A 14143-nucleotide genomic window follows, 5' to 3' on the forward strand; every position below is an offset into this window, starting at 1 on the left:
AATTAATTTGTAGAAATTCGTGAAATTCGTGGCGAATAAAATAAGACATGAAAAACATCATTACCCAATTCTCAAGATTATTTGTCGGAATATTATTTATTATTTCCGGATTAATAAAACTGAATGATCCGGTTGGATTCTCTTATAAATTAGCGGAGTATTTTAGCGAACCGGTTTTTAATATGCCATTTTTAGAGCCATTGGCTTTAGGATTAGCGATCTTTTTAGTAATTCTTGAAGTTGTTTTAGGGGTTATGTTATTGGTGGGGTACAAATCAAAACTAACGATTTGGGCTTTATTACTTTTAATTGTTTTCTTCACGTTCCTTACCTTCTACTCTGCTTATTTTGATGTAGTAAAAGATTGCGGATGTTTTGGTGATGCTTTGCACTTAACGCCTTGGCAATCATTCACAAAAGATATTGTTTTATTATTCTTTATCCTGATTTTATTCATCAATAAAAAATTAGTAAAACCTTTATTCTCAAGTCCCGTAACAAACATTATTACTTACTCAAGTGTTGTATTGTGTATTTTCATGGCCGTTTGGGTTTTAAATCATAATCCTATAAAGGATTTCCGTCCTTACAAAGTAGGAACGAATATAGAGAAAGGAATGGAAATTCCTGAAGGCGCACCAAAATCTGTAGTTGAAATGATTTTTATCTACAAAGTAAATGGCGTTGACAAAGAATTTACCGAAAAAGATTTAGCAAATATTCCTGAAGGCGCAACATTTGTTGACCGTAAAGACAAAGTAATTACAGAAGGTTATATTCCGCCAATTCACGATTTTACAATGGTAAAAGAGGATTCTGATTACAAAGAAGAATTACTTAAAGAACCTAAATTACTGGTTTTTGTAACCTATGACTTGGCTTTGTCTAATCCTGACGGAATGAAAAAATTAGAGGTTTTAAGTAAAGCTGCGAAAGCAAAAGGATACAAAGTAATTGCAATGACAGCTTCTGGAGCTGATGAAATTGCAAAAGCGAAGAAACAATATGGCTTGGATACTGATTTTTATTTCTGTGACGCTACAGCTCTAAAAACGGTAGAAAGAGCTAATCCTAGCATTGTTGTGATACAAAACGGAACTATAATTCAAAAAGTTCATTACAATGATATTCAGGATTTGAAGTTATAAAGCATCAGCTTAAAAATTCAGAAACACCAATTCTTCGTATAGTTGAATTGGTGTTTTTTTTTGATTTCAAACCAATCGATTTGAATAATAACATAATACATATTAATGACTTATACCCAGCAAAAGCGACCAAATACAATCATAATTTAAACTAAAAAATACGTTAAAATAATATTCTGCGCTAAAAAATATAAATTATAAGCCGTACCTTTTGTTAATCTTAGAAATTGTTTAATTTAAATTAATAACTATGAAACAATTATCAAGCCTCGTATGTATTTTTTTATTCATTGGATGTAATAGTAAAGCTGATATTACTGATAATCTCACAGCGCCGGAAACATTTGCTTTTCAGATTTTAGATAAAAATACCGGAGAAAATGTATTCTCAAACAAAACATATAACCCGAAAAAAATCACTGTAAAAAACCTGGATTCTGATGATGTAATCCCACATCATTTTGTATCTGATAACGATTTGGATATAATAGTCCTTGAAAATGTAGGAAGAGAAAGTGAGAATATCAATTATTCTGTAAATGTGGGCGACAAACGTATTTTTGAACTTCATGTCGATGCCATTTTGGTAAAAAAAGGTTTAGATTTTGAATATAAAAATGTAGAGATTACCAATACCGTATTTAAACGAGATAAAACATCAGGAGTTTACAACATTCTGGCCTCTCTTGACTAACTCCAAAAAATAAAACTACAATACTATTTTCATTGTTCTTTTCTAAAAAAACACAAATTATTTCTTCCCTAAAAAAGACTTTTTTCAGCCGTTTTTTTGGTCAAAAACGAAAAGATTTGAAAATAAAACAAAACTTTTTTGCGATCTGTTTTTTAATTAAATCAAAAAATAGTTCAAAATTCGTATTTCATTGCTCTACTATTACGATTTCACTCTCAATTTTTTAACCTAATTTCTATCTTTTGTTATAAAATACGGGACTGTTCAATTTTTGTTAATCTCCATTTCTCATTCAATTTGTTTGTTTAACTTTGTTGATGATCTTTTATTACCTGAAATCATTAGGATTTTAAAACCTAATAATTAATAATATAAAGAGGATCTTCAATTAGAATTTAAAAAACAAATAGTATATACGTATGAAACAATTAGCCCTTGTTGTAATTGCCTTTATTACATTTTCATGCTCACAAGCTCAGAAAACAAGTTTTTCTAAAGAAGCTTTGTCTGAAAAATTATTAGCAACTGATGAAAGTCAGGTTACTTTCAAAAATATTTTAAAAAAATACAAAGGCAAAACTTTGGTTATCGAAGTTTGGGCTTCGTGGTGTGGTGATTGTGTAAAAGCTATGCCACAATTAAAAGAACTTCAGGCAAACAATCCTGATGTTTCGTACTTATTTATCTCTGCTGATAAAACAGCTGATAAATGGAAAGCAGGAATTGAAAAACACGAATTAAAAGGCGATCATTTTATGATGAATGATGGTATGAAAGGCCTTTTTGGAAAAGCAATTGATCTGGATTGGATTCCAAGATATATCATTGTAGACAAAACAGGAAAAATTGTATTGTATCGTGCCATTGAAAAAGATTTTGATAAAATCAATGAAACTTTGAAAAGCCTGAAATAATTTTCAATTGCAATTTCAAAATTCAATGTCAATATTGGATTTAATAAAACAAGAACAAAAACAAAAAAATAAAATAAAAACTACCAAAATGAGAAAAAAGATTGTTGCAGGAAACTGGAAAATGCATAAAAACGCGGCACAAACTGAAGAATTATTAAGCGAATTAATTACTAAAATACCAGCTCAAACAACTGCTCAGGTAATTGTAGCTCCAACATTTGTAAACTTACAGGCAGCTGTTGCTAAAGTTAAAAATACAACTATTGGTGTTGCTGCTCAAAACGTTCACCAGGCTGAAGGTGGAGCTTTTACAGGAGAAATTTCTGCTGATATGTTAACTAGTATTGGTGTAAACACCGTAATTCTTGGTCACTCTGAGCGTAGAGCAATTTTTCACGAAACTGATGCTTTGATCGCTAATAAGGTAGACACTGCATTGAAACATGACTTAACAGTAATTTTCTGTTTTGGAGAAGAATTAAAAGACCGTCAGTCAGGAAATCACTTTAATATTGTTGAAAACCAATTGCGTGACGGATTATTTCAAATTGCAAAAGAATCATGGTCTAAAGTTGTCTTAGCTTACGAGCCTGTTTGGGCTATCGGAACCGGAGAAACTGCTTCACCAGAACAAGCTCAGGAAATGCACGAATTCATCAGAGAAGTTGTTCGTAAAGCTTACGGAGCTGATATCGCTGACGAAGTTTCTATTTTGTACGGTGGTTCTGTAAAACCAGATAACGCTAAAGAAATCTTTGGTAAACCAGACGTAGACGGTGGTTTAATTGGAGGTGCTGCTTTAAAAGCTGATGACTTCTTAGCTATTGTAACAGCTATCTAATTTTAGATTTTAAATTTTAAATAAAAAAACTCCATTGCTTCGCAATGGAGTTTTTTTATTATTGGAATTTGGATTTTAAAAATTGGGATTTCCTAAATTAGCTTATATCACTTATATGGTGAGAAACCTAATTTATAAACGAATGTAATAAAGGGCAATTGTATTTTTTAAACGTTGGTGTTGTTTTGTATATAGAATAGAAATTAACCAGCTCCTTCCCTGCTTTAAACGGGTTTTTTGCCTCTTCTTCGGCTGAAACCATATTGGCATAATGACCGTAATAATTACATTCAAAAATCATTAAACTGGCCATTGCTTTCTCGTTATTGTTTCTAGACATTTTGAGGGCTTTTTCGTAATACATTTTAGCCATGGTTAAACCGTAATAATTGCCTTTTTGATAGGTTTTCTCAAGTTCAGAATTATCTCCGTAAACATAATCGATATAGGATTCGCCAGATGTCCAGTCGTAGGCGACCATCATCCAGGAATTTCCTAAATACGAAACATTAAAATAAGCATGTGCCAATTGCAAATTGCTCGAAGCCGTATTTTGTTTCTTTAACTGGATAAGTTTGGCAATAAAATCTACTTTGTTAAAACGATAATCAAATTTGCGTTCTTTATCTTTTTGGAGGATTTTAGGCGTAAAAGGATTTTCGTTCAAATAATCTGTAAACGAATAATTTTTCTCCCAGAAATCTTTTGGCATAGACGAAAAGGTTTCATAAGCCAATTCTAAATCGTTGTTTCTAAAAGCAATTGTTCCTTTTAAGTCTTTGTAATAATTAATATTTGGAGCAATTGTTCCTGAACAAATGTATTTCTCAAAAGGTGTTTTATTTTCTTTTTGCTGTAAAGCGATCAATTTATCAACATCTTGTGTAGTAGCCGTTCGATCAAAATAACCTATGTAACTGTAAAAATAGGCATTATCATAAGAGGAATACACACCTTCGCTTTTGCTATCTGACTTCATCATTAATAATCCTGCTGTAACGCGATCGCCTTGTTTAGCAAAATCAGCGCTGGCAATTCGGTACAAACTATAAAGATTTTTAAATAAGCCATAATCTGTTTCTACGAGACTTTCTACAGAATCAAAGTATTTAAAAAGTTGGTTTTGCACTTTCTCCCTTTTCAAATCGTCTTGTTTTAAGGATACTAAAGCCAACTGAATATTTTTCTGCATTTGCATGGATGCATTGGCTTTGTCGGAAATCATATCAGTATATTTTTTCCCTGACGCGATGTCATTATCCATAAAACAAAGCTGTGCAATTGCAGTGGCGATATAATCTTTTTGTTCTCCTGAAGTTTGCTCGCGAATAGAAATTAAGAAATATTCTAACGCTCTTAAATGCAAGATATCTTTGTTTAAATTTTCTGCTTTTGCTTTAGCATAATCTCCATACCAATCTGTACCTTCAAATGTAACCGAAGGAGCTCCGTTGTTGGTGTATTGCGGCGTAAAAATCCAGTCTTCGAGTTTATTGATTTCTCTTCCTATCAAAAAGCTCAAATTGATGCTATTAGGACTTAGTTGATAAACTTCTTCGATTGTTTTTAGATCCGGTGCTGGATTACGAAAACTTTCGATAGACAAGATAACACTTCGCTCTTCGTCGTTTTGGGCCAAAGCCAAAGTTTCCTGGGTTAATTTCCAGTTATAATGCTGCAAAACAGCAAATGACTTTTCTTCACAGGTGGCAAAAACTTTACTCAATAAATAATTCTGCAAAGGAAAATTATCTATACACAAAGCTTTATAATACAAAGCCCACGGTTCTAAAATCGTGTTTTTATTTTCGGCAAAATAAGTATCATACAAACGAATCACTTCATTTTTGTCCTGGGCGTAAAAACTATATCTTAAAATTAAAAAGGCATATCGCTGTTTTAAAAAAGCATCTTTGGCTGTTTTTATTTTCTTTTCAAAGTCGCCTATATTGGCTAGTTGATGATCTTTGCTGCTATATCCTATCTGGTTCCAGGATTCCCATTTTACATCGGTATTACTATTGTATTCTAACTTTTTGGCAAACAAAATATAGTGTAAGAATGCTTTGTTTTTTGATCGTAATAAAGCTTCGATAAAAGTATTTTTTTCGAATGTCTTTTTTAATGTTTTGTTCTGATAAGCAGTTTCAAACAATTCTCCATCTGTTTGGTACAAAATGGCATGAACATCTTTAGGATCAACTTCATTGCCTAATTTCTTCTTCCATTCCCGGCAATTCATTTCCTGATCGACGCCGGAAACAGTGTTCGTCGAATAGTAATAATCTGCTGAATAATAGAACGGCGTAAGTTTAAAAAAACCTTCTCGTTGGGCTTTAAACAAAGCCAATCGACTGGTTTCTGGCGAAACGCTCCATCCACAGGCAAAAGAAACCTGAAAGCATAAAACTAAAAGTACACTACTAAAAACTCTCATAATAGCCGGATATATTTTGGGTTCCATAATCGTTGATGTATTTTTTATCGAAAGAGAAAAACGTCACTTTGGTTTGATTGTCTATTTTGATTTTACGGGTAATAATCGAAATCATTTTTTCAAGTTCACTTTCAGAAATTTTCTCGATCCTGATTTCATCTCCGTTTCGCAGATAAGTTTGCCCTATTAAAACATCGTCCTGCAAGATGTATTTCGCATCTGATGTTCTCTTTAGTTTGATAGTATCGTTTCTTAACTGATCGTAATCGGATAAAATCCCTTTAAACTGATTTCCTCTAAAAATAACTGCCCAACTGTACAACGGTAAAGCAATATCAAGTTTTAATTTGTATTTGTCGTGTGTAATATATTGCGCTAATTCTTCGCTTGTCGCTATCGAATTTTTGGTATTAATATCATCCGGTTTTGCCAAATTATAACACATCAATAAACCTTTATCTACTGGCGGGGTTCCTGCTTTTTCGGCATATTTATATTGCCAGAGTCTGATTGTTGCCGAAATTTTTGCTGTTGGAAAACCGCTCTTGATTTGCTTTAATAAATAAAAATAATTGTCTTTCGATTTTTCTGTCCAGTCACAATCGATCAGGATTTCTTTAAAATCAACTTTTAATTTCGCCAGTTCAATGGATTTTACCGAGTCGTAATTGATGCGTTTATAGTTTTCCTGTTTGTAATAATCCTTTGGATATACAATTGTGTTGGCAATTTTATCTGCTTTTGTTTCATTTAGTCTCACCCCAATTTGCTGTACTCGTTTCGCAATTCTTGCGGCCAGACTATCCAATTGTCTTTTATCCGATTGTAAAACAACTTCATTCGTAATAAAAATACTTGGCGTGATTTCAGGATTGCTTTCATTTAAGCTGAAATCGTTTATTGTTGCAACTGGCAGAGGCTCTTTGGCATACGGATTCCAGTCGATATCAAAAAAACGAATATACATATGCTGTATTTTCAAATCCTTTATCAAAGAATCTTCTTCTTTCTGAAAATACAAACTAGTTTTCCAATAACAAAACGATCTTACTACTTTGTGTTCTTTCTCACAAGTTGCTCCGTTAAGTAACACAAAAAGCAAAATAAAAACGATAATTCTCATATTTTAAAAATCCTTACAATTCAAATCAAAATTAACATTAATATATGTAAGGATGTCGATTATTTATGAACAACTTCTGCTTTGGATTCTTACCTTTGCAAAAAAATTATTTATGTCGAATATATATTTAGGATACCATTTTACTATTGAACCAAAAGAACCGGGTTCAGAAATTTTAATTGCTGAATTAGGCGAAAAAGCATTTGAGACTTTTACTGAAACTGAAACTGGAATTTCGGCTTATGTAAAGAAAGATTTATGGGATGAGAATATCTTAGATGACATTTATATTTTAGAATCTGAAGAATTTAAAATTGAATATACTGTTGAAGAAATCGATCAGGTAAACTGGAACGAGGAATGGGAAAAGAATTTTGAAGCGATTGATGTAGACGGAAAATGCCATGTTCGCGCTCCTTTTCACGAAAAAACTGATGCTGAATTTGATATCGTAATCGAACCAAAAATGAGTTTTGGTACTGGTCATCACGAAACAACTTACATGATGATTCAGCATTTACTTGAAATGGATGTAAGAGGTCTTAAAACACTTGACATGGGTTGCGGAACTGCAATTTTAGCTATTCTTGCCGAAATGAAAGGTGCCCAGCCAATTGATGCGATCGATATTGACAACTGGTGTTATTTGAATTCTATCGAAAATGCTGAACGCAATAATTGCAAACATATTGCCGTTTACGAAGGCGATGCTGCTTTATTAGCCGGCAAAAGTTACGACCTGATCATTGCAAATATCAATCGTAATATTTTGTTGAATGATATGCAGTCTTATGTTGATTGTTTGAATAAAGGCGGTATTATATTGTTTAGCGGTTTCTATGAAGAAGACATTCCTTTTATTGATGCTTCATGCACAGAAAAAGGATTAACATATGTTAAAAAGTTTCAAAGAAATAACTGGGTTTCATTAAAATACGTAAATTAGATAGTTGATTTTCTAAAATTTAAGTAGCCCGCAGATTAAACTGATCACACAGATTTACACAGATTTAGCTTTTAAAAAGCTGTTGAATTGTAGATCTTTGGCAAATAAAATTAGTAATTACAAAAAAGTACAAAAACCTAAAAACATGAGTACTAAAGAAAAAGTAAGAGAAAGAGTTCGCGAAAAGGAAGCGACGGTTTTCAATAACGAAATCATTGTTTATAACGACGATGTAAACACTTTTGATCACGTAATTGATACTTTAATGCGTGTTTGCAGTCACACGCCTGAACAAGCAGAACAATGTTCCTTAATTGTACATTACAACGGAAAATGCACTGTAAAAACAGGGCCACTGGATAAACTAAAACCTCAATGTACACAACTTCTGGAAGCTGGACTAAGCGCCGAAATTGTTTAAATTGCCAATAATTTCAAAACGCATTCTATTTTATTCTATAATTTGAATAAATTTAGAATGCGTTTTTATTTTAGCCTAACTCAGCTCATTTTTAACCTAATAATTTACCAAAATTAAAATCATGAAATACTTCAAATTTCTTCTGTTTTTATTCCCCTTGGTTTCTTTAAGCCAGAAAAAATTCGATAATCTTCGCGAGCAATTGGTAAAAAGTAAAACAGTGGGTTATGAATATGTATATGCCTACGAAAATAATTATGCCGTATTCAGAACCTTTAAAGGAAAAATGGGACTTATTGATACAACAGGAAATGTAGTTATCAAACCAACTTATGAATATATTTATAATAAGGAAGAACTTAAAAACTTGTATGAAGTTGGAAATACAGTCAATAAAAAATTCAAACGTGGCTATATTGACAGGAAAGGAAATATTAGAATTCCGCTAGAATATGACGACATTTTTCACCTTGACAAAAACCTCCTCAGGGTTTCAAAAAACAACAAAACAGGTGTTGTAGATACTTTAAACAAAATAATTTTACCTTTAAAGTTCGATTTTATAATGGATCACGGTGCTATTATTTACGCACAAAGCAATAACATTGTTGACATATTTGACTTCTCAGGAAAGCAATTAACCAATTACAAAGCAAAAGACATTGACTATTTTACAGATAATAGAAGCATTGTAACTCTGCAGAACAATGATACTTTTATAATAAACAATGAAGGGAAGTCCATTTTAGAACCTATTAAAAATCATCGATTTGAAAAAGTCATCGACTCTGATTCTTATCTTATTCTAAATAACATTACCAATAAAAAAGGTGTTATCAATTCTAAAGGAGAATATACAATCGAATGCAAATATGATGATATCAGGACAGGCGAATCAACTTATATTGCCATCGACAAACATAAATACGGGCTGATTACTAATAAAGATTCTGTCTTAAAAGCGTTTGTTTATGATGCTATTTATCCGGTAAGTCATAAAGAGGACAATCTGTTTCAAAATCAATTTTTAGCAAGAAAAGGAGATCTCGAGGGAATTATAAATCCTTTTTTAGAAAAAGAGATTATCCCTATTGAGTATAAAGATGTTCAAACTTTTTCAAATTATTATGTTGTAACTACTTTAGATAATAAAAATGGCGTGTTTTCTAAAAATGGAGATCGTATTATTAACGAAGATTACAAGTTTTACAATGCAGCTCAAAATAAAATCTTTGCGACAAAACACGATAAAAAATATCTCCTGACTCTTGTTGATAACAGCTATTCTGAAATTGAAATTCCGGTAGATGAATTTGCAAAAAAACGACTTTTCTCTAACGGTTTCTCGAAAAGCAACTTTCAGATTTTTAAAAATGGAAATAAATTTGGCGTAATTAGTAATAAAAATGAAATCGTAGTGGCCTGTGAATATGAAGCTATTGAAAACATTTATTCTACTTCAGAATTTGTTGTAAAGAAAAATAAAAAATATGGGGTTGTAAATGCCCGAAACCAGATTACTCTTGAGATCAAATACGATTCTTTTCAAATCATAAAAGAATACATCAGGTTTGAAATTAAAAATCCAAAAATTAAAAAAGCTTACGCCGTAAACAATACTTCTGATTATTAATTTAAGAAGATTCTTATCACTTTGTAAAAACATAAATTCAATATGTTTTTACAAAGTGTTTAATTTATAAATAATTTAAAAAACATTCTATTTTATTCTATATTTGAATAAAATAGAATGTTTTTTTATGGAAGAATATGGAAAGATATTGATTATCGCTACGCCTATTTTTTTAGTATTAATTATAATCGAAAAAATATACGGCATTTATAAAAAGGACGACACCGCTCCTTTGATCGATAGCGTATCGAGTATTAGTTCTGGAATTACCAATTCTGTAAAAGATGTTCTGGGATTAAGCCTGACTTTTATTTCTTATGAATGGATGGTTTCTAAAATTGCCATTTATCATTTAGAAGCCAATGTTCTCTCCTATTGTATCGCCTTTTTTGTGATCGATTTTTATGGCTACTGGAGTCATCGATGGGCACATCAAATTAATCTTTTCTGGAATAAACATGCTATTCATCACAGCAGTGAAGAATTTAACCTTGCCTGCGCTTTGCGTCAGCCAATTGCGAGTTTGGTTAATTTGTTTACTTTTTTATTGATTCCTGCTGCGTTATTGGGCGTTCCTGCTACAGTAATTGCGATCACTTTGCCGCTGCATTTGTTTTTGCAATTTTGGTATCATACCAAACACATCAAAAAAATGGGATTTCTTGAATACATTCTCGTTACTCCCTCGCATCATCGTGTGCATCACGCTATAAACCCCGAATACTTAGATAAAAACCATTCGCAGATTTTTATTTTTTGGGACAAACTTTTTGGCACTTTTCAAGCCGAATTAGATGATGTTCCGCCCGTATTTGGTATTACAAGACCTGCCAATACCTGGAACCCAATCCGGATTAATTTCCAGCATTTGACTTTGTTAATAAAAGATGCCTGGAGAGCCGACAACTGGAAAGACAAACTCACCATCTGGTTTAAACCAACAGGCTGGCGACCGGAAAATTTTGATGAAAAATATCCTGTAAATAAAATTGATAATGTTTTTGATTTTGAGAAATACGGCACACAAAACTCGCAGAAATTAATTTACTGGTCTGTAGCTCAGGTTTTAATTACGCTTTTATTTGTGACTTATTTATTTGATAATATTGCCACAATTGGGTTGCCCAATATTTTTATCTATGGTTTATTTATTTTTGTAACTATTTATAGCTACACAGAGTTAATGGACAAAAGCAAATATGCCATTTTTTGGGAAGGTTTACGCTTGGTTATTGCAGTTGCAATTATAGCGTATTGTGGAGATTGGTTTGGCTTAAATCATGCTTTTGCCATGAGTAATTACATTATTTTAGGTTATTTGAGCTTATCGTTTTTCGTTTCGGTATTCTTTGTGACCATCGATTTCAGAACCCAAACAAACCAAATAATAAATTCATAAACCGCTTATGAAAAATGCTGCTTTTTTTAAAATTTACATCGCTTTTAGTATTTTATATCTCATCGTTTTGTTTTTAGGACATGAGAATTTAGATTTATATTTAAAACCTGCTCTGATCCCTTTGTTGGGTTTTGGAGTTTATTTTAATCGAAAATTCCCCACCAGAAAGATACTGTTAACTGCTCTTTTATTTTCCTGGATTGGTGATGTTATTCTGCTTTTTGCTGATATAGCCGAAATCTATTTTATATTAGGATTGGTTGCTTTTTTAATAGCACATATTGCTTACTGTGTTCTTTTTAATAAACAAATCATAGGAGAAATTCAGATTAATAAAATCCTTTTTGGAATGGGAAGCGTTGTAATTGCTTTCTATTTAACGGCAATGATTTTAGTTTTAATGCCAAATCTGGGTGATCTCAAAATTCCTGTTATTGTCTATGCTGCTGTCATTTCGACTATGCTTTTATTTGCTTTTAATGGTTATTTAATCTGGAAAAAACCAGGGGCTTTATACATTTTTCTGGGAGCTGCATCGTTTGTCGCTTCGGACAGTATTTTGGCCTTTGATAAATTTCATGCACCAATCGAAAAAAGTTCTTTTTTTATTATGCTAACGTATCTTGTGGCACAATATCTGATTGTAGTGGGGATTATAAGACTGAATACGCAAAAATTAGATTAATATTAGCCCACTGATTTGCACGGATTTTTTTTTTTTTTGAATCGTGATAATTGTAACGAATTATATCGTGGATAAAACGAATTGAAAATATTTCTCATGCAGATTTTTTTAGAATCTTTTCAATCCTTTAATCTGTGGCTGAAAAAACATTTTACATTTGTATTACCAAAACTTTTAAACCATGAAAAAAATAGCCCTTTATATCCTTTTAATAATTAGTGCAACTTCTTGTGTGAGTACGAGATCGACTTTGAAAAATGTTGATGATAATGCTCCGGATTTGGTTTTAAAGAAAAACAATACATTTGAAATTAAGCTTTTTAGTACTGATAAAAAATACGGATTTGATCCTGACTATCCGGTTAATATATTTTTTAGAAATACAAAAGATGAAGCTTTGAACGAAACTCGTTTTTTAAATGCTCTGGCCGGACCAAACGGAGAAAAAATAACTTATATCCGCTTAGAAACCTGTTGTCCCTTCCCAACCAAAAGAAGTGATATGGGTGCGGGATTTTTGAATGTTTATGAATTAAAATGGGAAGGACAAAAGAAACCTGTCAAATTATATTTGAACATTTATGAAAAAGGAATTTTGATGGTTCCGATGGGATTGAGTTTGAAGAAGGAGTAAGATGAGATTGATTGTGTTTTAAAGCTTTTGAGAATAAAAATATAACCGAAAAATAAGTTAAAACTCTCCTTGTACTTATACAAATGCCTTAATTTTGATTGTATTGGAACTATTTGTAAAAGTCAAAAAAATACAATGGAAAAATTAAAAAATAATTATAAAATTGAAGCTTCAAGTTTTGATTTACAAAAATTTTTAAAGAGAATCAATTTTCAGGGAGAAATTAAATTGAATTTAGATGGTATAAAAAAATTGATGCAAAGCCAGATATTTAGTGTTCCTTTTGAAAATATTGATGTTCAGGCCGGTAAAGTTATTTCTTTAATTGGTGATGATATTGTAACGCAAATTGTGGATAAAAACCGTGGTGGATATTGTTATCAAATTAATGGCATATTTTCGTTAATGCTTCAGGAAATTGGAGTTCCGCATTATTATATTGCGGTGCGCCCTTTGGTTAATCCTGGCCAGAATGCCAGAACACATTTGGCAATAATTGCTACAATCGAAAATGAAGAATATCTGATTGATTTGGGATTTGGAGGAAACAGCATCAGAGAACCTTTGAAACTGAGTGAGATCGGAACTGAAATTCAACAGGGTTATGATACTTTTACTTTGGTTAAAACGGAAGAAGATGAATATTTACTGCAAATACTTATCGAAAAAGAATGGTCTAACTTATATTCGTTTGATGTAACTCCTCAAAGGTGGATCGATTTTAAGCCTGCAAATCATTATAATTACTCACACCCTGATTCTACTTTTACTCAAAAATTAATTGTTGTTTTACAAAATCCATTAGGTAAAAAAATATTACTTAAAAATGCCATAAAATCAGTAACAAATGGGGTTACAGAAATTATTCCTTTTGAGGACAATCAATTGAATACTACTTTAGAAACAGAATTTAACCTTAAGGTATAATTTAAGATTTTTTTTGAGGAGATATCACGTATTAAATTCCATAATTCCACTATGGTTTTAGCACCCGAAATTCCCCTATTGATTATCACTCTATTTTAGCAATAGATCTCAATTGATTTTGATTGTGGGCACAAGCGGGACACTCGCGCGAGTACAGATACTAATAATAATAAAGCTTTTAGAAATAAAAATCAATTAAAAAATAAGTACTATGCCTCTAATTTTAATTATTCTTCCATTACTGTTTCAAATTATAGCTGGCAGAAAAGCAATTGGTGAAACTATATCTTTAAAATTTGGAACAGTTTGTTTGATTAGTTTTTTTTCGCAAATAGTTTTAT

The 14143-nt window shown here is 31.7% G+C and carries 13 protein-coding genes; 11 read left to right on the forward strand and 2 right to left on the reverse strand.

Going from position 1 to position 14143, the window contains the following annotated elements; all coding sequences use genetic code 11:
- The first annotated feature begins 47 nt into the window (after positions 1-47).
- The 4 genes from GIY83_RS11530 (at position 48) to tpiA (ending at position 3597) form a co-directional block, all read left to right on the forward strand.
- Positions 48-1148, forward strand: a complete 1101-nt coding sequence (locus tag GIY83_RS11530; protein WP_208687008.1) for a BT_3928 family protein — start codon at positions 48-50, stop codon at positions 1146-1148.
- 250 nt (positions 1149-1398) lie between these two features.
- On the forward strand, positions 1399-1842 hold the full coding sequence (locus tag GIY83_RS11535) for a hypothetical protein (protein WP_208687010.1): 444 nt from the start codon (positions 1399-1401) through the stop codon (positions 1840-1842).
- Positions 1843-2261: 419 nt separating this feature from the next.
- Positions 2262-2756: a TlpA disulfide reductase family protein gene (locus tag GIY83_RS11540; protein WP_173972903.1), complete on the forward strand. Its 495-nt coding sequence runs from the start codon at positions 2262-2264 to the stop codon at positions 2754-2756.
- An 88-nt stretch (positions 2757-2844) separates the two neighbouring features.
- Positions 2845-3597: a triose-phosphate isomerase gene (gene tpiA, locus GIY83_RS11545; protein ID WP_194620022.1), complete on the forward strand. Its 753-nt coding sequence runs from the start codon at positions 2845-2847 to the stop codon at positions 3595-3597.
- 127 nt (positions 3598-3724) lie between these two features.
- On the opposite strand, the gene GIY83_RS11550 is transcribed toward tpiA, so the two are convergent.
- A complete protein-coding gene (locus GIY83_RS11550) occupies positions 3725-6061 on the reverse strand; it encodes a hypothetical protein (protein ID WP_208687012.1) in 2337 nt (778 codons plus the stop codon).
- Positions 6021-7157, reverse strand: coding sequence for a hypothetical protein (locus GIY83_RS11555; protein ID WP_208687014.1), 1137 nt, complete (start codon positions 7155-7157; stop codon positions 6021-6023). Before GIY83_RS11555 ends, GIY83_RS11550 begins: the two co-directional genes overlap by 41 nt.
- Before the next feature lie 112 nt (positions 7158-7269).
- Between GIY83_RS11555 and prmA the strand changes: the two genes are divergently transcribed.
- The 7 genes from prmA to GIY83_RS11590 all read left to right on the forward strand — a co-directional run bounded on the left by prmA (position 7270) and on the right by GIY83_RS11590 (position 13802).
- Positions 7270-8103 (forward strand): 50S ribosomal protein L11 methyltransferase, encoded by an 834-nt coding sequence (gene prmA, locus GIY83_RS11560; RefSeq protein ID WP_208687015.1) that lies wholly within the window; start codon positions 7270-7272, stop codon positions 8101-8103.
- A 145-nt stretch (positions 8104-8248) separates the two neighbouring features.
- Positions 8249-8524 (forward strand): ATP-dependent Clp protease adaptor ClpS, encoded by a 276-nt coding sequence (locus GIY83_RS11565; protein ID WP_173972908.1) that lies wholly within the window; start codon positions 8249-8251, stop codon positions 8522-8524.
- A gap of 121 nt (positions 8525-8645) precedes the next feature.
- Positions 8646-10157, forward strand: coding sequence for a WG repeat-containing protein (locus GIY83_RS11570; RefSeq protein ID WP_208687017.1), 1512 nt, complete (start codon positions 8646-8648; stop codon positions 10155-10157).
- 127 nt (positions 10158-10284) lie between these two features.
- Positions 10285-11556, forward strand: coding sequence for a sterol desaturase family protein (locus GIY83_RS11575; protein ID WP_208687019.1), 1272 nt, complete (start codon positions 10285-10287; stop codon positions 11554-11556).
- Positions 11557-11563: 7 nt separating this feature from the next.
- Positions 11564-12241, forward strand: a complete 678-nt coding sequence (locus tag GIY83_RS11580) for a lysoplasmalogenase (RefSeq protein WP_208687021.1) — start codon at positions 11564-11566, stop codon at positions 12239-12241.
- 181 nt (positions 12242-12422) lie between these two features.
- On the forward strand, positions 12423-12875 hold the full coding sequence (locus GIY83_RS11585; protein ID WP_194620008.1) for a 2-dehydro-3-deoxyphosphooctonate aldolase: 453 nt from the start codon (positions 12423-12425) through the stop codon (positions 12873-12875).
- A 135-nt stretch (positions 12876-13010) separates the two neighbouring features.
- Complete coding sequence (locus tag GIY83_RS11590; RefSeq protein WP_208687023.1) at positions 13011-13802, forward strand: arylamine N-acetyltransferase; 792 nt, start codon at positions 13011-13013, stop codon at positions 13800-13802.
- Positions 13803-14143: the final 341 nt, after the last annotated feature.

The organism is Flavobacterium sp. SLB02, from assembly GCF_009664855.1.
Classification (GTDB): domain Bacteria; phylum Bacteroidota; class Bacteroidia; order Flavobacteriales; family Flavobacteriaceae; genus Flavobacterium.